Below are 24,449 nucleotides of genomic sequence, written 5' to 3'. Positions count from 1 at the left end.
CAGCGCGAAACCCTTCGCGGGGCGTTCAGCCCCGGGCGTAGAAGTAATGCGCGCCGATGGTCGTGGTCCGCTCGAAGACACGGCTCCAGGACGGGCTGACGGCCTTCGTGTGGTAGTAGGTGGCGCCGTTGGTCAGCGCCCGTTCGCCGCCGTCGACCATTACGGCGGCGATTTTCGCCACCCGCGACCAGGCGGCCGGCTCACGGACCTTTTCCGCGATGCCGTCGCACTTGTAGCTGAACTGGCAGCCGCGCGGGTTGGCCTGATTGACCACGCCGCAGACCGACGCCGGAAAGCGCGCATCGTCCACGCGGTTCAGGATCACCTCGGCCACGGCGAAGATGCCGGAGACATCCTCGCCCCGCGCCTCGAAATAGAGCGCCTCGGTCAGGCAGCGCCATTCGGCATCGCCCTGGATGTCCGGAAGCCCGGCAATGAACGCCTCCGTGTACTCGACTTTCAGCGGTGGCACCACGGCCGGGCGGCGCACGCCCAGCGCCCTGAACAGATTGGCGCGGCGTGCGGTCGTGACCTCCGGTGGGGAGTCGCCCAGCAAGCCCGCAAGCCTGTCGGAAAGATCGCCCGGCTCCGGGTCGATGACCGCCCGAGGGTCGGACTTTGTGCTGAAGCTGACGTCCGCCGCGGCCGGTCCGGCCACCGCGGCCACGCAGATCGTATATGTGATGACGGCGCGCAGAAGCGCGGCACGTGCGAGTGCAAGTCGCATGAGCAGTCCCCAGGATCAGAATGTCGGTCGGGACCGTAATCGACCCCTCTCGCAGGCAAGCGCCCGTGGCTTACCCAAACGGGGGTCGCGTGCATACCCGCTGCCGCCGCACCCGGCAGGATCCCGCCAATGCAATGTATCGTTGCCGGCTCAGCGTTCCGGCGGGGCGGTCGTCGTCGTGCCGCGCGACCGGATCGCGATATGCGCCGCGGCCATCCGCGCCACCGGTACCCTGTAGGGCGAGCAGGACACGTAGTCGAAGCCCGCCGCCCGGCAGAAGGCAATCGAATCGGGGTCGCCGCCGTGCTCTCCGCACAGGGCCAGCGTGATGTCTGGACGGGTGCGCCGCCCCCTCTCCGCGCCGATGGTCAGAAGCTCTCCGACGCCCTCGGTGTCGAGTTGCAGGAACGGATCCTCCGCGAAGACCCCTTCGCGCACATAGGCGGACATGAAGCGTCCGGCATCGTCGCGGCTGAGACCATACGTCATCTGGGTCAGGTCGTTGGTGCCGAAGCTGAGGAAACTGGCATATTCCGCGATCTCGTCGGCGCGAAGGGCCGCGCGGGGCGTTTCGACCATGACGCCCAGGGAATAGTCGAACTCCACCCCGGACTGGTTGCGGACCCGGGCGGCCACGGCGTCGATGCGGGACTTCACCAGCTCGACCTCCCGGCGGGCAGAGACCAGCGGGATCATCACCTCCGGCGCGGCACGCGGAGAGGTGCGCACCGCGGCCTCGAAGATCGCGCGGGCCTGCATTTCGTAGATCTCCGGGATCGCGATGCCCAGACGCACGCCGCGCATCCCCAGCATCGGATTGTGCTCGCTCAGCGCGTCGATCCGGGACTGAACCGTTTCCAGCGGCAGATCCAGGCTGGCCGCAAGGTCGCGGATGCCCTGACGGTCGGTGGGCAGGAACTCGTGAAGCGGCGGGTCGAGCAGACGGATGGTGACAGGGCGGCCGGCCATGATCTCGAACAGCTCGGTGAAATCCGCGCGCTGGACCGGCAGGAGTTGTTCCAGCGCCGCCGCCCGGTCGCCGGGCGCTTCGGCAAAGATCATCTCTCGCATGGCCGTGAGGCGGCCTTCGTCGAAGAACATGTGCTCGGTGCGGCAGAGGCCGATGCCCTCGGCGTCGAACCGCGCGGCGACGCGCGCCTCCGACGGGGTATCGCAATTGGCCCGGATGCCGATGTCGCGGCGTTCGTCGGCCCAGGTCAGGAGGGTCTGGAACGCCGCGTCCAGCACCGGCTCGACCAGCGGGGCCGCGCCCGCCACGATCCGCCCGGAGGACCCGTCGATGGTCACGACATCATTCTCCCCGTAAACGCTGCCGTCGGGTGCGCGCAGGGTCCGGGCCCTGGGGTCGATGGTGATATCCGACACGCCGACCACGCAAGGCAGCCCCAGGCCCCGCGCGATGACGGCGGCATGGGAGGTCGCCCCGCCCCTTTCGGTCAGGATGGCGCGCGCGGCATGCATACCCAGCACGTCGCCCGACGTCGTCTCCCGCCGGCAGAGGATCACGTCCGTCTCCCGCGCGGCGGCGGCCTGGGCGTCGGCGGAGGTGAACACCAGCCGCCCCGTCGCGGCACCGGGGCTTGCGCCGATGCCCGCGGCGATCAGCGGCAGCCGCGCCTCCGGGTCGACCTGCCGGTGCAGCACGTCCAGAAGCGAGCGGGGGGGCACGCGCAGCACGGCCTCGCTCTCGGGGATGATCCCGTCCGTGGCAAGCGCCACGGCCACGGCCAGCGCCGCGCGGGCCGAACGCTTCACCCGTACGGCATCGAGCACCCAGAGTTCGCCATGGCTGACGGTGAATTCGATCTGCATCTCCTCGCGCAGGCGGGTCCGGCAGATGCCGCCGTAGGTCTGGAGGTTCTCCATGATCGCCGGGTCGTTGTCCTCCAGCGACGGGCCGCGCGCGTCGCGGGTCAGATAGAGCGCGTCGGCACCGGGCATCAGCGCCTCCCGGCCCTGGCTCTGGCGCAGATAGCGGCCCGTGGTCCGCGGCTCGCCCGTTTCGGGTGACACGAACTGGATCACGCCGGACCCGGATTCGCCCCGGTCCGCGTCGCCCACCCCCAGCACCATGCGCTGCACCACCAGCCCCAGCCCCGCATCGGCCGGCGCCCCGCGCGCCTGGCGCAGGATCCGCGCCGTGGCCCCCTGCCAGGCCCGCGCCATGGAGGCCAGCACCGCCGAAAGCTGTTCGGCCGGATCCTGGGGAAACGGCTCGTCCAATCGCTCACGGTAGGCGGCGAGCATGGCGGGCACGTCGCAGGTGCCCACGAACGGATCCGGGTTGAGCCGGGCGACGTGGATCGCGAAAGACTGGATCAGCCGGGCGTAGAGCGCGTCTGCGGCGGCGGCGCCAAGCTCCCGCGTGAGGGCCGCATGCCGCGCGTCGCTCATCCCGATGTTGAGGATCGAGGGCGGCCCGCCCCAATCCGCCGCCCCGGAGGACGGCCGGACCGATACCAGCGATGCGTCGAACGCGCCCAGAAGCGCCCGGACATCCACGATCTGCCCCGCGGCAATGGCCGCGACCGTGTCGAAGTCCAGCGCCAGGGTGCGCGGCACCGGCAGGCCCAGCCGGATCAGCCGCTGCAGGCATTTCGCGCGGCCGCCATGGCTGGCCGGACGGATGTTCGCCGTCGGCGTGATCACGGTGACGCCGGGGATCTCTGGGTGTTGCTGCACTGCGGCGCTCCTTCCGGCGGCAGGATAGGCCGGCGCGCGGGGACCGCAAGCGCTCCGAAGGGTGGAAGGCGCCTAGCCCTCGATCCGCGTCAGGTCCGCGACATCCAGGCAAAGGCGGCGGATCCGGCTGAGCAGGTTCAGGCGGTTGCGTCGCAGGATCTGGTTGTCGTCGTTGATCTGCACCGCCTCGAAGAATGCGTCGATCGGCATGCGCAGACGCGCGAGTCCGGCCATGGCTGCGGCGAAATCTTCGGCCTCCACGGCGGCTTCGATCGTCGGTTGCTGCTGATCCAGCGCGGCGAAGAGCGCCTTTTCCGCCGGATCGCGGGCGTGCTTCGCATCCGCGCCGAAAGAGTATTCGACGCCATCCTTCGCCTCCGCCTGGGTCAGGATACTGTTGGCGCGGCGGAACCCCGACAGCAGGTTCCCGCCGTCGTCGGTCTTGAGAAAGTCCGACAGGGCACGGGCACGCGTCACCAGCAGGGTCAGGTCGTCATTGCCGGGCATGGCCAGGCAGGCGTCTATGACGTCATGGCGGACGCCTTCGTCGCGCAGATGGACCTTGAGGCGTTCCTGGAGGAAAGACAGGAGGTCAGGCGAATCTTCGGCGAAAATTCGGCCCAGCGGCAGGCGGAGTTCGTTGGTCAGGATGAGACGGATCACCCCGAGCCCGGCGCGTCTGAGCGCATAGGGATCCTTCGATCCCGTGGGCGTCTCGCCGATCGCCCAGAAGCCGGTCAGCTTGTCGATCTTTTCCGCCAGGCTCACCGCGACCGAGACCGGCGCGGTCGGGACGGTGTCGGACGGGCCGAGGGGGGCGTAGTGCTCTGCCACGGCATTGGCGATCTCATTGGAAAAGCCGGCGCGCATCGCGTAGTATCGGCCCATGACGCCCTGCAACTCCGGAAACTCGTAGACCATTTCCGACGTCAGGTCGGCCTTGGCCAGCCGCGCGGCCCGTTCTGCCGCATCCGGGTCCGCGCCGACCGACGGCGCCAGATCGCGGGCCAAAGCGGCGATGCGATCCACCCGGTCGGCCTCGGACCCGAGCTTGGCGTGGAAGGTCACGGCTTCCAGGGCCTCGATCCATTTGGCCATTCCCGCCTCGGCCACGGCCAGGTCGTTGTTCCAGAAGAACGCGGCATCCGCCAGCCGGGCGGACAGCACGCGCTGGTTCCCGGCCAGAATGGTGGCGCCGTCGTCGGCGGTCTCGCGGTTCGCCACGGTGACGAAGCGGACGATTCGCCCGGTTCCCGGCTCGCGCACCGAAAAGAACTTCTGATGAGCGCGCATGGACGTCTGGAGAACCTCTGCCGGCAGGTCCAGGAATCCGTCGTCGATCCGTCCCATGAGCGTCACCGGCCATTCCACCAGGCCGGCAACCTCGTCCAGCAGGCCCGGGTCCTCGACCACCTCCAGCCCGGCGGCGAAGCCCAGGCTCGCGGCGTCGGCGCGGATCGTCTCTGCCCGCTCCTCTGCATCCAGCATGACGAAGGCGCGCTTCAGCTTCGCCGCGTAGTCTTCGAACGACGTGACGCGAAGCCGGTCCGGCGCCATGAAGCGGTGGCCTTCGGTCACATCGCCGGACCGGATGCCGTCGACATCCAGCGGAACGACCGAATGGGTCCCGTCCGCTTCCGTCAGGATGCACAGGATGCGGTGGAGCGGGCGAACCCAGCGCAGCGTACCGCCGCCCCAGCGCATGGACCTGGGCCAGGGAAACGTGCGGATCGTGCGGTTTAGCACCTCGGCCACGATCTCGGCGGCGGGGCGGCCGGGACGCTCCAGGATCGCCACATAGACCTGGGCCTTGCCGGTGTCGCGCACCTCCAGGTCGTCGCGGGCGACGCCGGCACCGCGAACGAAGCCTTCTACCGCCTTGTCCGGCGCTCCGATCTTGGGGCCCTTGCGCTCCTCGCGCGTGTCGGGCGACCGCTCGGCCAGTCCGTCCAGCGCCAGGGTCAGGCGGCGGGGCGTGGCGAAGCCGCCGGCATGGGCGTAGGTCAGGCCCGCCTCCACCAGCCCGTCGGTGACCAGCCTGCGCAGGTCCGCGGCCGCCCTCGCCTGCATCCGGGCGGGGATTTCCTCTGAGAAGAGTTCGATCAGCAGATCGGGCATGTCAGTCCTCTCTCGGCGGGCAATCCTCACCGATCTGGGTGCCGTCATAGGCCAGCTCGCCGCAGTTGTTGAGCTGGTGCCAGACGAACCCGCGCCCGTCGTCGGTGATCGCCACGATGCGGTCCACACCGTAGTCGATGTTCTTCGTGCCCAGATAAGCGCGCGCCGTGCCGTCCTCCAGCGCCGCGCCGATGGCGTCCGCATCGAAGCAGTCGAACCAGAACGGCGCGGTCAGGGGAACGGCGCCGTCATAGGGAACGGCGGATGTGCCGGCCCCGGGGGCGGTGTCGAAACAGGCGCGGAACCGGATCGGAGAGGAGGTCGCGTCGATGGCGCGGATGTCGGTCGCGTCGATCCCGGTTTCGCCGTCGGGCGTGGTCAGGGTCACCGCGTCCAGCGTCACCCGGTCGTAGTAGTAGAACACCTGCAGGTAATAGACGCTGAGCGCCACGGCCAGGGCCACGGCCGCCATCACGCCGACGAGGATCTTGCCGGTCATGACGCCTCCGCGAAACCGCCCGCCCGGGTCAGCAGGAACGCATCCGCGCAGGCGCGGGCCAGGGCGCGGACGCGGCCGATATAGGCCTGCCGCTCCGTCACGGAGATCACGCCGCGGGCATCCAGCAGGTTGAAGATATGGCTGGCCTTGATGCACTGGTCATAGGCGGGCTGGGCCATGACGATGCGCCGCCCGGCGCGCGGGTCGGTCGCGGGCCGGTCCAGAAGAGCGGCGCATTCCGTCTCTGCCTCTTCGAACTGGCGCAGCAGGACGGCGGTGTTGGCGCTGTCGAAATTGTAGCGCGCGTATTGCGCCTCCGCCTCGCGGAAGATGTCGCCATAGGTCAGGGAGCGGGGCGTTCCGGGCGCGTTGAAGGGCATGTCCATGACGTGATCGCATCCCAGGACATACATCGCCAGACGTTCCAGCCCGTAGGTCAGCTCACCCGAGACGGGGTGGCAGTCATGCCCGCCGACCTGCTGGAAATAGGTGAACTGCGACACCTCCATGCCATCGCACCAGACCTCCCATCCCAGACCCCAGGCACCCAGCGTGGGGCTTTCCCAGTCGTCCTCCACGAAGCGGATGTCGTGCAGATCATCGTCGATGCCGATGGCCCGGAGCGAGCCCAGATAGAGCGCCTGGAGGTCCGGCGGAGAGGGTTTGATGAGCACCTGATACTGGTAGTAGTGCTGCAGCCGGTTGGGACTGTCGCCATAGCGCCCGTCGGTGGGGCGGCGGGACGGCTGGACATAGGCCGCGGCCCAGGGGCGCGGCCCCAGCGCCCGCAGCGTCGTGGCCGGATGGAAGGTGCCCGCGCCCACCTCCATGTCGTAGGGCTGCAGCACGGCACAGCCCGCCGCGCTCCAGTAGGACTGCAACGCCATCAGGACATCCTGGAAACAGGTCGGCTTCGGCATCCACGGCTCCTGGGGGCGAACGGCGTGGCCTCCATAGGCAGACGGCCACCCGGGGTCAATCGGGACCGGCCGCGCGCGCCGCATTTCCTGACCCCGGGGAAAAACTCCCCGTCCGGAAGGCAAACCGCCGTCAGTCCAACTTGCCCATGGGTTGCAGACATTTGCGGTTCCGGAACGGGCGATGGCCACGCCATGCCCGTTGGCTGCCCCGGCCCGCGGTGGCGCAAGAAGTCCGGCTACAGATCGGCGCACGGCCCGATGCGGACAGCGCGCTGCGGGCCGCGCCGTCCGGGGCCGGCGGGTCCGAAATGCGGCGACCGTGACACCCCCGCCGCAGTCCGGTTTCGGCGCACCCGGGCCGGCGCGCCGGGATCGAAAGCCGGTCCGTTCGCGAAAGGGATCCGCGTGTCTTTCGTGCCGCCTGGTCCAGAGCTTTTCCGGCCGCCGCATGGACGAGGCCGGGCGCGCGGCTCAGTCCCGGCGGCGGGCGAGCTGGGCCTCTATCGCCTCAAGACGGGCCAGCACCTCGTCGCGGTAGGTCTCGGTCGCCTGCACCGACTCTTCTTCGTGGGCGACCTGCATGGAGTTGACGATCAGGCCGACGATCAGGTTCACGACCGCGAAGGTCGTCACCATGATGAACGGCACGAAGAACACCCAGGCGTAGGAATAGACCTCCATGACCGGGCGGACGATCCCCATGGACCAGCTTTCCAGCGTCATGATCTGGAACAGAGTATAGCCGGACCGCGGCAGGGTTCCGAACCAGTCGGGAAACGCCCCGCCGAACAGCTTGGTGGCGATCACCGCGCCGATATAGAAGATCAGCGCCATCAGCAGGAACACGCTGGCCATGCCGGGCAGCGCCGACAGGAAGCCCTCGACCACCCGGCGCAGGCGCGGGGCCGCCGACATCAGGCGCAGGGCGCGCAGGATCCGGAGCGCGCGCAGGACCGACAGCCCTTCGGACGACGGCACCAGCGCGACAGCCACCACCGCGAAGTCGAAGAGGTTCCAGCCGTTGCGGAAGAACCGCCCGCCGTGGGCCACGAGCTTGGCCGCGATTTCCACGACGAAGATCGTCAGGCAGATCCGGTCGATGGCGACGATCGTCGCGCCCATCCGGTCCATGACCGCCGGCGACGTCTCAAGCCCCAGGGTGATCGCGTTCAGCACGATCACCCCGGTGATGGCGTTGCGGGTCGCCGGGCGGTCGAGCAGGTCGGCAAGGCGGGCGCGGATGGACATGCCTCCGGCGTATCGCGCCGGTCGCGGCCAGCGTCAACGGCCTTGCCGGCCGCCTAGCAGCCCAGGCAGTGGCGCATGATCGCCTTCTGGGCGTGAAGGCGGTTCTCCGCCTCGTCCCAGATCACGGAATTCGGGCCGTCCATGACCTCTGACGTGACCTCGTCCTCCCGGTGGGCGGGCAGGCAATGCATGAACAGCGCGTCGGGATTGGCGCGGGCCATGAGGGCGGCGTTGACCTGATAGCCGCGCAGTTGGTTGTGGCGCCGCTCCCTGGCCGATTGCGGATCGTGCATCGACACCCAGGTGTCCGTGACGATGAGGTCGGCGCCCGCGACGGCGATGCGGGGGTCGCGCTCGATGGTGATGAGGTCGCGCAGGGCCGGTTCGGGATCCAGCGGCTCCGGCCCGGTAAATGTCAGGTCGAAGCCGAACTGCCCGGCGGCATGGGCGAATGAGGCGAAGACATTGTTGCCGTCGCCGGACCAGACGACCTTCTTGCCGGCGATGGGACCGCGATGTTCCTCATAGGTCATCACGTCGGCCATGATCTGGCAGGGGTGGCTGCGGTTGGTCAGCCCGTTGATGACCGGGACGGTGGCATGTTCGGCCATTTCCAGCAGCGTCGCCTCCTCGAAGGTGCGGATCATGATGAGGTCCACGTAGCGGCTGAGCACGCGCGCCGTGTCGGCGATGGTTTCGCCGTGGCCCAGCTGCATGTCGGCGCCCGACAGTACCATGGTCTCGCCCCCCATCTGGCGCACGCCGACGTCGAACGACACGCGGGTGCGGGTCGACGGTTTCTCGAAGATCAGCGCGACCATGTGGCCCGCCAGCGGCGTCGCGTCGTCGCAGGCGCCCCGGGGGCGGCCGGTGCGGGCGTCCTTCATGCGGCGCGCCGTGTCGATGATGGACCGCAGGGCGGCGGGATCCGTCGTATGGATGTCGAGGAAATGGGTCATCGGATCGCCTGGATTGGACCGGTGGGCGGGGACGCACCCCCTGCCCGCCGCGTGGAGCATGGGACAGTCGGATCAGGGCGTCACGGCCCTGGCGGCCGCGTCGAGCCGCGACAGCGCCTGCGCGATCTCATCGTCGGTAATCGTCAGCGGCGGCAGCAACCGCACCACATTGTCGGCGGCGGGCACGGTCAGGACCTTCTCCGCGTAGCCTGCGGCGACCAGTTCCGCCGCGGGCACCAGGCATTTCAGCCCCAGCATCAGGCCCTGACCGCGCAGGCTCTCGAACACGGCCGGGTGCGACGCCACCAGCCCGTCGAGCCCCTGGCGCAGCCGCGCGGAGGCCTCGGACACGCGATCGAGGAACCCGTCGGCGGTGACAAGCTCCATCACCCGCGCGCCCACAGCGCAGGCCAGCGGGTTGCCGCCGTAGGTCGATCCGTGCGTGCCGGCGGTCATGCCGCGCGCTGCGGCTTCGGTGGCCAGCACCGCGCCCAGGGGAAAGCCGCCGCCGATGCCCTTGGCGACCATCATGATGTCGGGCCGGATGCCAGCCCATTCATGGGCGAAAAGCCGGCCGGTACGGCCCATGCCGCATTGCACCTCATCCAGGATCAGCAGCGCGCCGGTCCGGTCGCACAGGTCGCGCAGGCCCCTCAGGCAGTGGTCGGGGACGGGGCGGATGCCCCCCTCTCCCTGGACCGGCTCGATCATCACCGCCGCGACACGGTCGGTCAGCGCGGCGGTCAGCGCGTCGTGATCGCCCCATCTGAGCTGCGTGAAGCCGGGCAGGAGCGGGCCGAACCCCCGGGTCATCTTGTCGGTGCCGACGGCCGCGATGGCCGCGGAGGACCGGCCGTGGAACGCCCCCTCGAAGGTGAGGATGGTGCTGCGCTCCTCTCCGCTGTCGAACCAGTACTTGCGGGCCATCTTGACGGCCAGTTCGCACGCCTCTGTGCCGGAATTGGTGAAAAAGGCGGTGTCGGCGAAGGTACGGTCGACCAGAAGATCCGCCAGGCGCTGCTGGTTCGGAATGTCGTAGAGGTTGGACACGTGCCAGAGCCTGGACGCCTGGTCGCCCAGCGCCTCGACCAGGGCCGGATGGGCATGACCCAGCGCGTTGACCGCGATCCCCGCGCCCAGGTCGAGATACCGCGTGCCGTCCTGGGTCCAGAGCCAGGTCCCCTCGCCGCGCACGAAGCTGAGCGGCGCGCGGGAATAGGTGGGCAGGATCGCGGGGATCATGGCGGAAGTCCTTGGCAGACGCGAAAGCCCATGCCTGCCAAAGCCGCCGGGGGCTGTCAATCGCGGCGCAGGGCGCGGCTAGGGCGCGGCGACGATGCGGCGGTAGAGGTGCCACGTCGCGTGGCCGAGGATCGGGAACACGAAGATCAGGCCCAGCAGCGCCGGGATCGCGGCCAGGGCCAGGCAGACCGCCACGATGACGCCCCAGGCGGCGACCGGTCCCGGGCTGGCGGAGGCCGCCTTGACAGAGGTGGTCAGCGCGGCGACGAGGCCCACGTCGCGGTCCACCAGAAGCGGCAGAGACACGAAGCTGATGGTCAGCGCGACCGCCGCGAAGACCGCGCCCACGGCAAAGCCGACCACGATCATCGCCCAGCCCGCGGGCGTGGTCAGCGTCCCGCGGAGCAGATCCACCAGGCCGCGCGGCGGCTCCGGCCCCAGGGTGGCCCCGTAGATCAGCGCCGCGGCACCGATCCAGAGGAGGAACAGCACGAACAGGATCGCGCCGACCGCCAGGATCGGCATCAGCGACGGCGACGACAGCAGCCGGAACCCGTCGGCCCAGCTGGTCGGCTCGCCGGAGGCGCGGCGGCGGCTCATCTCATAGAGACCGACCGCGGCGACCGGACCGACGATGGTGAACCCGGCTAGCAGCGGAAAGAGCAGCGGCAGCACGTCACGGTCGAATGCCGCCCAGGCGATGACCAGGCCGATCGTCGGGTAAAGCAGGCAGACGAAGAGCACGTCGCTGCGAAACGCCGCAAGATCGTCGATACCGGCGGCGAGGGCGGCCCTGAGGTCGGACCGGGTCAACGACCGCACCTGCGGCGCGGCGCTGCTGCCGGTCATTTTTCCCAGCAGCTTCGGAACGATGGCGAAGGCAGCGCCGAGCGTCGACAGAGCGACGGTTCCGGGATCGCGGATCGTGTTGACCATGACGGACCCTCCTGCCGACCAAAGTCGCAGAGATTGCGTCATGACGCAAGGTAAGGAACGCCGATGTGAAGGATCTGCCGGCGCCTCAGGACTTCAGGCGGTAACCGCGATGGAACCACCACCAGGCCAGGACGCAGAGCGCGATCGTGAATGCCAGGCAGAACACGAACCCCAGCAGCGGCGAGGCGTCGGAGACGCCCAGAGTGGCGTAGCGCGCCCCGTCGATGAGGTAGAAGAACGGGTTCAGGTGGCTGGCCGCGGTCAGGGGCGCTGGCAGCGCTTCGATCGAATAGAAGGTGCCCGACAGGAACGACAGCGGCGTTATGATGAAGTTGGTGATCGCCGACATCTGATCGAACTTCGACGCATAGATCCCTGCCAGGATCCCCAGCGCGCCCATCAGCGCGGCGCCCAGCACGACGAAGGCCACGAAGACCAGCGGGTGCGCCAGCCCGGTCCCCAGAACCAGGACCATGACCGCCCCGATGACCGCGGCGACGATCGCGCCGCGCGCGATCCCTCCGGCAAGATAGCCCATGAGCATCTCCGACGGGGACAGCGGCGGCATCAGCGTGTCCACGATGTTGCCCTGGACCTTGGCCGCCAGCAGGGAGGACGACGTGTTGGCGAAGCTGTTCTGGATCACCGTCATCATCATCAGCCCCGGCGCCATGAACTGCACGTAGGCGACACCCATCACGTCGCCGCGCGTGGGGCCGATGGCGATGGCGAAGACTGCCAGGAAGAGGCCGGCGTTGATGAGCGGACCCATGACCGTCTGCGCCCAGATCGCCATGAAGCGGCGGCACTCGCGCTCCGCCAAAGTCACGAGTCCGGTCCAGTTCCAGCGACCGAAGCGGCGCACCCCCATCTGGGTCTGCGGATCGGTGCGGGACGCGGTGTCGGGGGCGGTCGTCTCTGTCACGGTGGGCTCCTAGCCGGTGCCTGCGGCTTGTATCGCGGCAGCGGGTGATTAGAATAGGGGTCCGGAAGATTTCTCGAGCGGTCCGCGTGCCGCTTCGTCCTGAAGAGGTATGGCATGTCCTGGACCGATGAGCGCGTCGAGCGTCTGACGAAGATGTGGAACGAAGGGCAGTCCGCCAGCCAGATCGCCAAGGATCTGGGCGGGGTCACCCGGAACGCGGTGATCGGCAAGGTCCACCGGCTGGGCCTGTCGAACCGCACGACCGGAGAGCCGGAGCCCGTCGCCGCCGAGCCGGAGCCTGTCGCCGCCGAACCCGCGGCGGCGGAACCGTCCGCACCGGAAGAGCCCGTTGCGACCGTTCCAGAACCCGTAGAGGCCGCGCCGGCGCCCCGCCGCCAGATGATCGTGCCCGCCGGTCAGCCGCTGCCGCCGCAGCCATCGGCCAACGAGATCTCTCCCGAGGCGCTGGAAACCGTCCGCGAGGTCGAGAAGAACGCGAAGCGTCTGAGCCTCATGGAACTGACGGAGCGGACCTGCAAATGGCCGATCGGCGATCCGGCCGGAGAGAACTTCTGGTTCTGCGGGCTTGGCGTGCAGAGCGGCAAACCCTACTGCGAGGCGCATGTGGGCGTTGCCTTTCAGCCCATGTCCTCGCGCCGGGACCGCCGGCGCTGACGGTCAGATCCGCGACCACAGATCCCAGAACATCCGCGCCGACGTGGCCAGCAGGAAGAGCCCGAAGAACCGGCTCAGCGCCCGCCGCGATATGACATGCGCGAGCGTTACGCCGACCCGCGCGAAGCCGATGGTCAGCGGAACGATCAGGGCCGCCGCGGCAAGGTTCACATAGCCCAGGGAGAAGGGCGGCAGGCCCGTGGCGCCCCAGCCGGTGATCGCATAGATCACGGCGCCCGGCGCGCCGATCAGGAACCCGATCGCCGCCGAGGTGCCGACCGCGCGGCGGATGTCGTAGCCCAGAAAGTTCAACAGCGGCACGCAGACCGATCCGCCGCCAATCCCCATCATCGCCGACAGAGTGCCCGCCAGCACCCCGAAAAGCGCCCACACCGGCCCGCTGAAGGTCCGCTGGGCCGCCCCGTCGCCCCCCGGGCGAAGCATCATGTGGACGGCGACGGCCAGCGCCACCGTGGCGAACACCGCGATCAGGGCCAGGCCGGAGACGATCCCGCCGAGGACCGAGCCGATCACCACCCCGACAAGGATCGACGGCGCCCAGAGCTTCAGCAGATCCCAGTCGATGGCGCCCTTGCGCTGATGGCCCCATGCCGAGGAGAGCGAGGTGAAAACGATGGTCGCCAGCGACGTGCCCACCGCCATCTGCATGACGATGGCCGGATCCATCCCGGCAAGCGACAGCGACAGATAAAGCGCCGGGACGATGACGATGCCGCCGCCGATCCCCAGCAGACCCGCAAGGGTGCCGCCGACGACGCCGGCGCCCACGGCGGTGGCGGCCAGCGTCGTGAGTGTCCCCGCATCCAGCCCGCCCATCGGCCCGTCTCCCCTGCTCCCCTGCTTCGCCGGCGCCTGGTTCGGCGCTCCGGGATGCGCCGTCAAGCCCCCCCGGCGAACCGCAAGGCCGCGGCCCGTTCAGACCATGAACTGGGCCGCCAGCGGCAAGGAGGCCGCGCCCAGGGACCGGGCGCTCGCGCCGATGGACCCCTCGCGCAGGTCCGGACGGCTGATGCCCGCGAAATCGTAGGCGTCGAGCCGCCGGGAGACCGCCGCCGTCACCCGGCTGCGCAGGCTTTCGGGCATGTGGCCGTCGATCAGCACGATCTCCAGGTCGATGACGGTCGCGGCGACCGAGATCGCATGGGCGATGCCGGGGGCGATCTCTTCGATCCAGGCGTCGACCTCCGGCGCCGCATAGTCCCAGTCCAGCGGCACCTCCCACAGCGGTTCGATCGGCTTGCCGGCCGCGGCCAGGCGCCTCGACAGGTTGACCAGGGAGGAGGTGTCGAGAAGCTGCCGGGTGCTCCCGTCGGGCTGCGGGATCGGCATCGAACCGATCGCCCCCGCGTTGCCGGTATGTCCGACGAAGAGCTGGCCGTTCAGGATCAGCCCGCCGCCGATGAAATAGGCGATATAGATGTGCATGACCGCCGGCGCTTCGGGGTGGGTGCCGAACACCATCTCCGCGCCGCAGGCCGATGACGCGTCGTTGCGGACATGGACCTGAAGTCCCGTGCGCTCTGCCAGTTCCGCGCCGATGTCGCGCCCGGCCCAGTCCGACAGGGCTTCGGGGGAGACGCCCAGATGTCCGGCCCAGTCCCACAGGCGCATCGGCATGGCGACCCCCATCCCGTGGACCCGCGTCCTGTCCCGCTCTGACAGATCGGCGCAGATCGCGCCCGCTTCGCCGGCGATGAAATCCGCGACCGCGTCGAAATCCGGATGGCCATGGACCCGTCTGGCAGAGGCGCGGATCCGTCCAAGCATGTCCACCAGCACCAGATCGACATAGCGCCGGCCGATCGTCGCCCCGAAGAAATACGCGCCGTCGGGGTCCAGACGCAGGGGCACAGACGGCTGGCCCACCCTGCCGCGCCGGGGCGAGTCGCGCAGCAACATCCCATCGGCCTCAAGGGCGCGCATGATGACCGACACGGTCTGCGCCGACAGCCGCGTGAGCCGCGCGATCTCTGCCTTGGCCAGCGGGCCATGGCGGCGCAGCAGCGACAGCACCAGCCGCTCGTTATGGGCGCGCACGCCCGACTGGTTGGAACCCAGCATCTGGCGCTGTGCGTCGCGGGCGCTGCGGAAGGACTCCGGATTGTTCATGCGCGCAATCTCGCAGACTTCTTGGCCGGGGCAAAGACACCGTTGAACCTTTCAGACTAAATCCCGCGTATTGAATTATTGACAGAGGGTCATGTTTGCGCCAATCATTGTAGGTGTTTCGACAATGCACACGGGCAAAGTTGCGTCCGGCACTCAGGGAGGAAGACATGAAAGCTACCAGAACCGCGCTCATGTGCGCGGCGGCCTCGATCGCATGGGCGGGGGCCGCCGGTGCCGCCGAGCACCAGGACGTCTCGGCCTGCCTCATCACCAAGACCGACACCAACCCGTTCTTCGTCAAGATGCGCGAAGGCGCCTCCGAAAAGGCCGATGAGCTGGGGATCGCGCTCAAGACCTTCGCCGGCCGGGTCGACGGCGATACGGAGACGCAGATCGCCGCGGTGGAAACCTGCATCGCGGACGGCGCCAGCGGGATCCTGATCACCGCCTCCGACACGGCCGGAATCGTGCCGTCCCTGCAACGGGCGAAGGACGCCGGGCTGCTGGTCATCGCGCTGGACACGCCGCTCAACCCTGCCGACGCCGCCGACGCGACGTTCGCCACCGACAACTACCTTGCCGGACAGCTGATCGGCCAGTGGGCCGCCGCCAAGATGGGCGACGCGGCCGCGGACGCGCGGATCGCGATGCTCGACCTCGCGGTGAGCCAGCCGACCGTGGGCGTTCTGCGCGACCAGGGGTTCCTGGACGGGTTCGGCATCGACGTGGGCGACCCGAACAAATGGGGCGACGAAGAGGACCCCCGCATCGTCGGCCATGACGTCACCGCCGGCAACGAAGAGGGCGGCCGAACCGCGATGGAAAACCTCTTGTCCCGGGATCCGGAGATCAACCTGGTCTACACCATCAACGAACCGGCGGCTGCGGGCGCCTACGAGGCGCTGCAAGCCATGGGCGCGGGCGGCGACGTGACGATCGTGTCGGTCGATGGCGGCTGCCCGGGCGTGCAGAACGTCGCGGACGGCGTGATCGGCGCGACCTCGCAGCAATATCCGCTGCGCATGGCGTCTCTCGGCATCGAGGCGATCGCCCAGTACGCGAAGGATGGAACCATCCCCCAGCCGACCGAGGGGAAGGATTTCTTCGATACCGGCGTGGCGCTGGTGACCGACGAGCCGGTGGACGGAGTGGACTCGATCTCCGTCGAGGAAGGGCTGGAGCTGTGCTGGGGCTGACGCCCGCCGGCGGCGCGCACAGCCTGTGAAAACCCCCCGGGCGGCGCCTCGCCGCCCGGCCATTCGACAGAAGGATCGGGTTCATGGCCAAGGCGGATTACGAAGAGGCCACGCGCGGCGGCGGGGCGGATAGGCAGGCCGAGTTCAAGGACGACCGCAAGGGCGTTATCGGGCATCTCCACCACATCCTGCACCAGAACCCCGCCCTGGTGCCGCTTCTGGTTCTGGTCGGCGCGGTCATCGTCTTCGGCTTTCTGAACGCCAATTTCTGGCGGATCAGCACCCTGTCGATCATCTTCCAGCAGATCGGCATCGTCGGCCTGCTGGGCATCGCCCAGACCCTCGTGATCCTGACCGCGGGCATCGACCTCAGCGTGGGCGCCATGGCGGTCCTGTCCTCCGTCATCATGGGCCAGTTCGCGTTCCGCTACGGGATACCGCCAAGCTTCGCGGTCGTGCTGGGATTGGCCGCGGGAACGCTCATGGGCGCGATCAACGGCGTGCTGGTCGCAAAGCTGCGGATCCCGCCGTTCATCACCACCCTGGGCACCTGGCAGATCTTTTTGGCGACCAACTACATCTATTCGGCCAATGAGACGATCCGCAGCCAGGACATCGACGCGGAGGCTCCGATCCTCAAGTTCTGGGGCAATTCCTTCGTGATCTTCGACGCGCGGGTGACCTATGCGGTGGTTCTGCTGCTCGTCCTTGTGGCCATCGTGGCCTACGTCCTGCGCGCCACGGCCTGGGGACGCCATCTCTATGCCGTCGGGGACGATGCGGAGGCCGCGGAACTGGCGGGCGTCAAGAAGGACGCCCTGCTGATCCAGACCTACGCGCTGGCGGGGTTCTTCTGCGCCATCGCCGGATGGGTGATGATCGGGCGGTTCGGGTCGGTCTCTCCGTCGGCGTCCACGGGCGTTCTGGGCAACATCCAGGCCATCACCGCGGTGGTGATCGGGGGGATCTCGCTCTTCGGGGGGCGCGGCTCCATCGTGGGCATGTTCCTGGGCGCGCTCATCGTCGGCGTGTTCGAGATGGGCCTCAGGATGGCCGGGGCCGACGCGCAGTGGACCTACCTTCTCATCGGTGTCCTCATCATCGCCGCGGTCGCGGTGGACCAGTGGATCAGAAAGGTGTCGGCATGACAGAGCCCATCCTGAAGGCGCGCGGCCTGTTGAAGCGCTACGGCAGGGTCACGGCGCTGGACCGCTGCGATTTCGACCTCCTGCCCGGAGAGATCCTGGCCGTCATCGGCGACAACGGGGCCGGGAAGTCGTCGCTGATCAAGGTGCTCTCCGGTGCGGTCATACCCGACGCCGGAGAGGTCTGGCTGGAAGGCAAGAAAATCAGCTTCACCACGCCCATCGACGCGCGGGACGCGGGGATCGAGACGGTGTACCAGACGCTTGCCATGTCCCCGGCCCTGTCCATCGCCGACAACATGTTCATGGGCCGCGAGATCCGCAAATCGGGTTTCATGGGCAAGTACCTGCGCCAGCTCGACAAGGCGCAGATGCGCGAATTCGCCCGCAGGAAGCTCAGCGACCTGGGGCTGATGACGATCCAGAACATCGACCAGGCGGTAGAGACCCTGTCCGGCGGGCAGCGCCAGGGCGTCGCCGTGGCCCGCGCCGCAGCCTTCGGCTCCAAGGTCATCATCCTGGACGAGCCGACGGCGGCCCTGGGGGTCAAGGAAAGCCGGCGCGTTCTGGAGCTGATCCAGGACGTGAAGTCGCGCGGCATCCCGATCATCCTGATCAGCCACAACATGCCCCATGTGTTCGAAGTCGCGGACCGCATCCATGTCCACCGGCTGGGCAAGCGTCTCTGCGTGCTCGATCCCAAGGAGCAGAGCATGTCCGACGCCGTGGCCTACATGACCGGCGCAAAGGAACCGGCAGAGGCGGCCTGAACCGTACCACGGGTCCCGGAAAGGACCGGCGTTCCATCCCGGCACGCGGCCCGGAACGCACGTCCCGACCCGCCCGCACCCGGACCAACGCGGCCCCGGCCCCGGCGGTCGCCCGGGAACGATCGTCCGCGCCCTGCGCGTCGCGGGGACTTGCGCCGGCAGCCCACCGTGCCAGATAGGGGCCAACGCCGATCGGAGGTTCTACGATGAAACACGCCCTGCCCCTTGCCGCCGCTCTCCTGTTCAGCACCAGCGCGCTGGCCCAGACGGCCGACCTGGGCCCGCTGGTCACGCCCCAGGAGTTGCAGGCCAATCTTGACGAGGTGCGCGTCCTCGACGTCCGCAACGCCGACGAAAACGGCTATTACGGTGGGCATGTGCCCACGGCTGCCCCGGCGCCCTACCAGCTGTTCCGCGGGCCGGCCGAGAATCCCGGACAGCTCGTGGACATTGCCGACCTGCAGGAGATCTATCGCGGGCTGGACCTGGAGCTGGACGACCATATCGTGGTGACCTACCAGGGCCGGGACGAAACCGATTTCGGCGCCGCCGCCCGGGTCTACTGGACGCTGAAGTCCAGCGGGTTCGAGAACCTCTCGATCCTGAACGGCGGCGTGAACGCCTGGACGGAGGCGGGCATGGAGCTGTCGCAGGAGGACGGCGCCTACATGACCTCGGAGATCGAGGTGACTTGGAACGACCGGTGGACCGCCTCCGCCGACGAGGTACGCGCCGTCATCTCCGGCGACGAAGAGGCGCTGCTGCTGGACGCCCGGCCAGAGAGTTTCTGGGAGGGCAAGCAGGCCCACCCCGCCGCCGCCAAGCCGGGCACCCTGCCCCAGTCGCAGTATTTCACCCATTCCGGCTGGTTCGACGACGGACCTGCCATCGTCGATGCCGCCTCTGCGCAAAGTCTTGCCGCCGAGCAGGATTTCACCGGCGCCGGGGAAATCATCTCGTTCTGCAACACCGGCCACTGGGCCGCGACGAACTGGTTCGCCCTGAGCGAGCTTGCCGGCATCGACAACGTCAAGCTCTATCCCGAGAGCATCGTCGGCTGGTCCATCGCGGGCGGCGAGATGGAGAACGTCCCCGGTCCGCTGACGATGCTCTGGCGGCAGGTCACGTCGGCGTTCTGAGCCCTCCACCGGAGTCTCCATGTCCCAGGCCGCCATCCCCGCCGCTCCCATCGGCGCCTCGACCGTCACCCGTGCCGCGCTGATCGGCGCGGCGCTGGCCTTCGCCCTTGCCGTGGCGCTGTTTGCTGGTGCGCGCTACGGACTGCTGATCCTCATCGGGCTGGGCTTCGGCATCACGCTGGAAGGGTTCCGCTTCGGCTTTGCCGGACCCTGGCGGCGGATGATCGTGGACCGCAATCCCGATGGGCTGCTGGGTCACCTGCTGTCGATCGGAGTCGTCGCGCTGGTCGCCTTTCCGCTCCTGTCCGGCGCAGGGGATGAACTGATCGGCGCCTACGCCCCGGTCGGCTTCGCCATGGTCGGCGGCGCCTTCGTCTTCGGCGCCGCGATGCAGCTTGTCATGGGATGCGGTTCCGGCACCCTGGTCAACGCCGGCAGTGGCAATGCCATCGGCGTTCTGACGCTGCCCTTCTTCGCCATCGGCTCCTTCGCGGGCGCCTACAATCTGATCTGGTGGACCAACCTCGGAAGCCTGCCGACGGTCGTGTTCTCGGGCACCTCCGGGCTGATCGTGACACTGGCGGCGCTGGCCGCCGTCGCCGCCTTCGTGCTGTGGCTGGCGCCCCCGGAGTTGCGACGCATCCCGCGCCGCTATGTCTGGGCGTCGCTCCTTCTGGCGTTCTTCGCGATCCTGAATCTGATCGTCGCGGGCCAGCCCTGGGGCGTCGTCTACGGCCTTGGCCTCTGGGCCGCGAAGGGGGCGAGCGCGATCGGCATCCCGACAGAGCCTTCGGCCTTCTGGGGGATCGCGTCCAACCAGCAGCGCATCGCCGACAGCCTGCTGACCGACGTGACGTCCCTGACCAACCTGGGGATCATCGGCGGCGCGCTGCTGGTCACGGCCTGGCGGCAGGGGTTCGCGCAGAAGCTGCCCTCTTACCCGGCGCGGGCCTGGGTCACGGCGATCGTGGCCGGGTTCCTTCTGGGCTATTCCTCGCGCATCGCGTTCGGATGCAACGTGGGGGCGTTCTTTTCAGGTATCTCGACCGGCTCTCTGCACGGCTGGGCCTGGTTCGCGGCGGCTTTCGCGGGCTCTGCCGTCGGGGTCAGGCTGCGGCCCAGGCTGGGGCTGGGAGGGTAGCATGACCCGCAGATTGACGGCCGCCCTGGTCCTGCTGCTGATGGCGGGCCTCCTGTCCTTCGACCTCGCATCCTCCCGGCCGCTGGACATCTACGACCAGCCGTCGCTGCTGGCCCTGGGATCGGGCTCGGCCGCGGACGGCGCCCATTGCGCCGCATTGCCGACGGAATAGGCTGACCCCGGTCGCGATAAGGGCGCATTCCGGGTGCTGTGCTGGCCTTGTCCCCGACGGGTTCACCGTGTTCCCGATTTCTCTGACCCATGCGGGGTCATGTTCGGCTGCGCCTGACCGGAGGCGCGCCATATCCATCTCTGTCGCGCCGTTTGACTGGCGGGGCCGTTCATCTGCTCCCGGACGGTCCTTGCGGGTGCTTCGGCAGCCCGGAAACGCCCGCCAGGTCATTAGTCTAGCCAGTTTGAACCGCGCATGGGACTTTCCCCGGCCTCAGTCGGGGTCGGGGCGACGAGCGCCTTGATGCCCGCCGCTCGTCCCCGCCCCGCCGCGTTCCGGTGGGCTAGGGCCTCGGGACTGGGACAGGGAGGCGGCGCATGGGCAGTCCGACGACAGGCGGCTGCCCACTTGTCAGATCAAACGCAGAAGGTACTGGCCGTATTCCGTCTTGGTGAAGCGCGCGGCCTGGGCCCTCAGATCCTCCGCCCCGATCCAGCCCTGTTCGAAAGCGATCTCTTCGGGGCAGCCGCACTGGATGCCCTGGCGGCTTTGCAGCGTGCGCACGAAATTCCCGGCATCCAGCAGCGACGCATGGGTGCCGGTGTCCAGCCACGCATAGCCGCGCCCCAGCCGCGCGAGGTCGAGGCTGCCTTCGGCCAGGTACATCTCCAGCAGACTGACGATCTCGACCTCTCCGCGCGCCGACGGCTTCACCTTGCGCGCCCATTCCGGCGCGCGGCCGTCGAGGAAGTAGAGTCCCGTCACCGCGTAGTCCGACGGCGGCACCTCCGGTTTCTCGACAATACCGGTGACCCGACCCTCTTCGTCCATGGACACCACGCCGTAGCGCTGCGGATCGTGGACCCGGTGCCCGAAGACCGTCCCGCCCGTGGGCCTCGACCCGGCGCGGTTCAGCTCTTCCGTCAATCCGTGGCCGAAAAAGATGTTGTCCCCCAGCACCATGGCGCTGGGCGCACCGTCCAGGAAATCCTCGGCCAGGATGTAGGCCTGGGCCAGTCCGTCGGGGCTGGGCTGCTCGATATAAGTCAGCGACAGTCCCCACTGGCTGCCGTCGCCAAGGACGCGGCGGAACTGGGACCCGTCCTCCGGGGTGGTGATGACCGCGATCTGCCGGATGCCGGTGAGCATGAGCACCGATAGCGGATAGTAGATCATCGGCTTGTCGTAGACCGGCATGAGCTGTTTCGACACGCCGGTGGTCAGGGGATAGAGCCGGGTGCCGGACCCGCCGGCCAGGATGATGCCTTTCCGGGTCTGGGGGGGGCTGTCGGTCATGGCGTCGCCTCGATCTCGCGGATGACGGGGCCGAGCGCCGCGCGCCAGTCCGGGCGGGTCAGCCCGAAAGCGGCCTTGGTGTCGGAGCAATCCAGCCTCGAGTTGGCGGGCCGCGCGGCGGGGGTTGGGTAGGATGCGCCGGGGATATCCTCGACCGTCACGGCACGGCCGGCTTCGGCAAAGATGGCGCGGGCGAAATCGGCCCAGCTGACATCGGGCGCACCGGAAAAATGGTAGGTGCCGGAGGCACTTGGCGCGGCGATCAGGCGGTGCGCCATGGCAAGGGTGGCCTCTGCGATGGCCCCGGCCGGCGTCGGGCCGCCCACCTGGTCCGCGACGATGGCCAGCCGGTCGCGGGTTTGGGAAAGGCGCAGCATGGTGCGCACGAAATTCGCGCCGTGGCCCGCGAAGACCCAGGAGGTGCGCAGGATCGCGTGCGTGCCGCCCGCCGCGCGGACGGCCTTTTCGCCGGCCAGCTTGGAGCGGCCGTAGGCACCGAGCGGCGCGGTGGCGTCGTTTGTACAATAGGGCACCGTTCCTGTCCCCTGAAAGACATAATCCGTGGAGATCTGTACGATCGGCACGCCCAGATCCGCCGCCGCCCGCGCCATGGCGCCGGGGCTGTCGCCGTTGACCGTGGTGGCGCGGGCCTCGTCCTCCTCGGCCTTGTCCACGGCCGTGTAGGCGGCGGCGTTGATCACCGCGTCGGGGCGGGCGTCGCGGATCGCGCGCGCGCAGGCGCCGGGGTCCGACAGATCCGCCTCATCCCGCGACAGGGCGCGGGTGCCGTCCATCCGCGCCAGGTGGCGGCCCACCTGACCGTTCGCGCCGAACACCAGGATCATGCCGCGCCCCCCCGGCCCGCCGCCGTACCCGTCCCCAGCCGCGCGCCCACCCCGTCGCGGTCCAGAAGCGCGCGCCACCAGTCCTGGTTCGCCAGATACCAGTCCACGGTCCGCTCCAGACCCTGTTCCAGCGTCACGCCGGGACGCCAGCCAAGCTCGTCCCGGATCCGGGACGGATCTATGGCGTAGCGCAGATCGTGTCCCGGGCGGTCGGTTACGAAGGTGATCAGATCCGCATGGGGGCCGGCGTCACGCGGTCGGAGCCGGTCCAGATGCGCGCAGATCATCCGCACCAGGTCGATGTTGCGCACCTCGTTCTCGCCGCCGATGTTGTAGCTGCGGCCCACGGTGCCGCGCGCCAGCACCGTCAGCAGCGCGTCGGCGTGATCCTCCACGTAGAGCCAGTCGCGGACGTTCTCACCCTTGCCGTAGACGGGAATCGGCGCACCGGCGAGGGCCTTGAGGATGACCACGGGGATCAGCTTTTCGGGAAAGTGGTAGGGGCCGTAATTGTTCGAGCAGTTGGTGACGATCACCGGCAGGCCGTAGGTTTCGCCCCAGGCGCGCACCAGATGGTCGCTGGCGGCCTTGGACGCGGAATAGGGCGAGTTGGGCGCATAGGGCGTGTCCTCGGTGAACTGGCCGGTGGCGCCGAGGGAGCCGTACACCTCATCGGTGGAGACATGGTGGAAGCGGAACCCGGCGGGCCGGTTCGCGGCCTCCCAGTAGCGGCGCGATTCCTCCAGCAGCGTATAGGTGCCGTCGATATTGGTGCGCACGAACGTGCCGGGTCCGTCGATGGAGCGGTCCACATGGCTTTCGGCGGCCAGATGCAGGATCGCGTCGGGGCGGTGACGGGCCAGGATCGCGCGGACGCGGGGCGCGTCGCAGATGTCGGCCTGCTCGAACGCGTATCCCGGCGCATCGTCCACCGGGGCCAGGTTGGCGAGGCACGCGGCATAGGTCAGCTTGTCCAGGTTCACGACCTCATGGCCCCGCGCCACGGCCAGCCGCACCACCGCCGAGCCGATGAAGCCCGCGCCGCCCGTCACCAGCAGTTTCATCGCGCCACCTCCACGACGAACGGATTGTCGAACGCGGCCAGCGCCGGTGCGTCGCGGTCCTTGGCCGAAAGCTGGCCTGCGTCGACCGTCACGCCCCAGTCGATGGCAAGGTCCGGGTCGTCGTAGCGGATCGAGACATCGCACTCCGGGGCGTAGGTGTCGGTGCATTTGTAGAGCAGTTCGGCGTCCGGCGTCAGCGTCACGAAACCGTGCAGGAACCCTTCGGGGATATAGAGTTGGCGGCCGTTCTCTGCCGAAAGCTCCACGGCGACCCACTGCCCGTAGGTGTCGGAGCCCTTGCGGATGTCCGCCGCCACGTCGCGCACGGCGCCCCGGCCGCAGCGCACCAGCTTGGCCTGGGCGCGGGGCGGGGTCTGGCAGTGGAGACCGCGGACGGTGCCCGGCGCGCGGGTCAGGGACTGGTTGTCCTGCACGAAGGCGGCGTCGATCCCGGCCTCACGGCGCAGGGTCTCACGGTTCCAGACTTCCGAGAAGAAGCCCCTGTCGTCGGCGAAACGCCGCGGGGTGAGGATCAGGACATCGGCGATGGCGGTGGCGTCGATCTGCACGCGAAAACTCCCCGGTTCGGTTCGCGCCCT

The 24,449-nt window shown here is 68.8% G+C and carries 23 protein-coding genes; 7 read left to right on the top strand and 16 right to left on the bottom strand.

The window, feature by feature from the left end:
- Positions 1–25: 25 nt before the first annotated feature.
- The 10 genes from KW83_RS11125 to KW83_RS11080 all read right to left on the bottom strand — a co-directional run bounded on the left by KW83_RS11125 (position 26) and on the right by KW83_RS11080 (position 12,223).
- Positions 26–727: a cell wall hydrolase gene (locus KW83_RS11125; RefSeq protein ID WP_081904573.1), complete on the bottom strand. Its 702-nt coding sequence runs from the start codon at positions 725–727 to the stop codon at positions 26–28.
- Between the two features lie 150 nt (positions 728–877).
- Complete coding sequence (locus KW83_RS11120; RefSeq protein WP_036178479.1) at positions 878–3,430, bottom strand: putative PEP-binding protein; 2,553 nt, start codon at positions 3,428–3,430, stop codon at positions 878–880.
- A 72-nt stretch (positions 3,431–3,502) separates the two neighbouring features.
- On the bottom strand, positions 3,503–5,548 hold the full coding sequence (gene glyS / locus KW83_RS11115) for a glycine--tRNA ligase subunit beta (protein ID WP_036178477.1): 2,046 nt from the start codon (positions 5,546–5,548) through the stop codon (positions 3,503–3,505).
- Position 5,549: 1 nt separating this feature from the next.
- Positions 5,550–6,047 carry a DUF6446 family protein gene (locus tag KW83_RS11110; protein ID WP_036178475.1) on the bottom strand — a complete coding sequence of 166 codons (498 nt, stop codon included), beginning with the start codon at positions 6,045–6,047 and terminating at the stop codon, positions 5,550–5,552.
- Complete coding sequence (locus tag KW83_RS11105; protein WP_036178471.1) at positions 6,044–6,967, bottom strand: glycine--tRNA ligase subunit alpha; 924 nt, start codon at positions 6,965–6,967, stop codon at positions 6,044–6,046. The genes KW83_RS11110 and KW83_RS11105 overlap by 4 nt, the downstream gene beginning before the upstream one ends.
- A gap of 471 nt (positions 6,968–7,438) precedes the next feature.
- The gene (locus tag KW83_RS11100) at positions 7,439–8,215 is read right to left on the bottom strand and encodes an ion transporter (protein ID WP_051928449.1); all 777 of its coding nucleotides are present in this window, start codon (positions 8,213–8,215) and stop codon (positions 7,439–7,441) included.
- A 53-nt stretch (positions 8,216–8,268) separates the two neighbouring features.
- On the bottom strand, positions 8,269–9,174 hold the full coding sequence (gene argF / locus KW83_RS11095) for an ornithine carbamoyltransferase (RefSeq protein WP_036178468.1): 906 nt from the start codon (positions 9,172–9,174) through the stop codon (positions 8,269–8,271).
- 72 nt (positions 9,175–9,246) lie between these two features.
- The gene (locus KW83_RS11090) at positions 9,247–10,416 is read right to left on the bottom strand and encodes an aspartate aminotransferase family protein (RefSeq protein ID WP_036178465.1); all 1,170 of its coding nucleotides are present in this window, start codon (positions 10,414–10,416) and stop codon (positions 9,247–9,249) included.
- Positions 10,417–10,494: 78 nt separating this feature from the next.
- Positions 10,495–11,352, bottom strand: coding sequence for a DUF2189 domain-containing protein (locus KW83_RS11085; protein ID WP_036178463.1), 858 nt, complete (start codon positions 11,350–11,352; stop codon positions 10,495–10,497).
- 85 nt (positions 11,353–11,437) lie between these two features.
- Positions 11,438–12,223, bottom strand: a complete 786-nt coding sequence (locus KW83_RS11080) for an ABC transporter permease (protein ID WP_051928455.1) — start codon at positions 12,221–12,223, stop codon at positions 11,438–11,440.
- Positions 12,224–12,391: 168 nt separating this feature from the next.
- On the opposite strand from KW83_RS11080, the gene KW83_RS11075 reads away from it, so the two are divergent.
- A complete protein-coding gene (locus KW83_RS11075; protein WP_036178458.1) occupies positions 12,392–12,952 on the top strand; it encodes a GcrA family cell cycle regulator in 561 nt (186 codons plus the stop codon).
- 3 nt (positions 12,953–12,955) lie between these two features.
- Here KW83_RS11075 and KW83_RS11070 read toward each other — a convergent pair whose 3' ends face one another.
- Together KW83_RS11070 and KW83_RS11065 are read right to left on the bottom strand one after the other, a co-directional pair.
- Entirely contained in the window at positions 12,956–13,789 is an 834-nt protein-coding gene (locus KW83_RS11070) for a sulfite exporter TauE/SafE family protein (RefSeq protein ID WP_036178456.1), read from the bottom strand.
- Positions 13,790–13,888: 99 nt separating this feature from the next.
- Positions 13,889–15,082 carry an ROK family transcriptional regulator gene (locus KW83_RS11065; protein WP_036178453.1) on the bottom strand — a complete coding sequence of 398 codons (1,194 nt, stop codon included), beginning with the start codon at positions 15,080–15,082 and terminating at the stop codon, positions 13,889–13,891.
- Positions 15,083–15,249: 167 nt separating this feature from the next.
- Between KW83_RS11065 and KW83_RS11060 the strand changes: the two genes are divergently transcribed.
- The 6 genes from KW83_RS11060 (at position 15,250) to KW83_RS21160 (ending at position 20,645) form a co-directional block, all read left to right on the top strand.
- Positions 15,250–16,278, top strand: a complete 1,029-nt coding sequence (locus KW83_RS11060; RefSeq protein WP_081904572.1) for a sugar ABC transporter substrate-binding protein — start codon at positions 15,250–15,252, stop codon at positions 16,276–16,278.
- Positions 16,279–16,361: 83 nt separating this feature from the next.
- Positions 16,362–17,426, top strand: a complete 1,065-nt coding sequence (locus KW83_RS11055; RefSeq protein WP_036178448.1) for an ABC transporter permease — start codon at positions 16,362–16,364, stop codon at positions 17,424–17,426.
- Positions 17,423–18,193: an ATP-binding cassette domain-containing protein gene (locus KW83_RS11050; RefSeq protein WP_036178446.1), complete on the top strand. Its 771-nt coding sequence runs from the start codon at positions 17,423–17,425 to the stop codon at positions 18,191–18,193. The genes KW83_RS11055 and KW83_RS11050 overlap by 4 nt, the downstream gene beginning before the upstream one ends.
- 206 nt (positions 18,194–18,399) lie before the next feature.
- On the top strand, positions 18,400–19,332 hold the full coding sequence (locus KW83_RS11045; RefSeq protein ID WP_036178444.1) for a sulfurtransferase: 933 nt from the start codon (positions 18,400–18,402) through the stop codon (positions 19,330–19,332).
- Between the two features lie 19 nt (positions 19,333–19,351).
- A complete protein-coding gene (locus KW83_RS11040) occupies positions 19,352–20,473 on the top strand; it encodes a YeeE/YedE thiosulfate transporter family protein (protein WP_036178442.1) in 1,122 nt (373 codons plus the stop codon).
- Position 20,474: 1 nt separating this feature from the next.
- Positions 20,475–20,645: a hypothetical protein gene (locus KW83_RS21160; protein WP_200879677.1), complete on the top strand. Its 171-nt coding sequence runs from the start codon at positions 20,475–20,477 to the stop codon at positions 20,643–20,645.
- Between the two features lie 411 nt (positions 20,646–21,056).
- Here the strand turns inward: KW83_RS21160 and rfbA are convergent, their stop codons facing one another.
- From rfbA to rfbC, 4 genes are read right to left on the bottom strand one after another with little or no spacing between them, the layout of a single operon-like run.
- Positions 21,057–21,941 (bottom strand): glucose-1-phosphate thymidylyltransferase RfbA, encoded by an 885-nt coding sequence (rfbA, locus tag KW83_RS11035; protein ID WP_036178439.1) that lies wholly within the window; start codon positions 21,939–21,941, stop codon positions 21,057–21,059.
- Complete coding sequence (gene rfbD / locus KW83_RS11030) at positions 21,938–22,786, bottom strand: dTDP-4-dehydrorhamnose reductase (RefSeq protein ID WP_036178437.1); 849 nt, start codon at positions 22,784–22,786, stop codon at positions 21,938–21,940. The genes rfbA and rfbD overlap by 4 nt, the downstream gene beginning before the upstream one ends.
- Entirely contained in the window at positions 22,783–23,850 is a 1,068-nt protein-coding gene (rfbB, locus tag KW83_RS11025) for a dTDP-glucose 4,6-dehydratase (RefSeq protein WP_036178434.1), read from the bottom strand. Before rfbB ends, rfbD begins: the two co-directional genes overlap by 4 nt.
- On the bottom strand, positions 23,847–24,419 hold the full coding sequence (gene rfbC / locus KW83_RS11020; protein ID WP_036178432.1) for a dTDP-4-dehydrorhamnose 3,5-epimerase: 573 nt from the start codon (positions 24,417–24,419) through the stop codon (positions 23,847–23,849). Before rfbC ends, rfbB begins: the two co-directional genes overlap by 4 nt.
- Positions 24,420–24,449: the final 30 nt, after the last annotated feature.

It is taken from the genome of Palleronia rufa (assembly GCF_000743715.1).
GTDB lineage: Bacteria > Pseudomonadota > Alphaproteobacteria > Rhodobacterales > Rhodobacteraceae > Palleronia > Palleronia rufa.
Note: the sequence above shows the minus strand (reverse complement) of the source record. Positions and strands in the feature narration are given on the sequence as shown.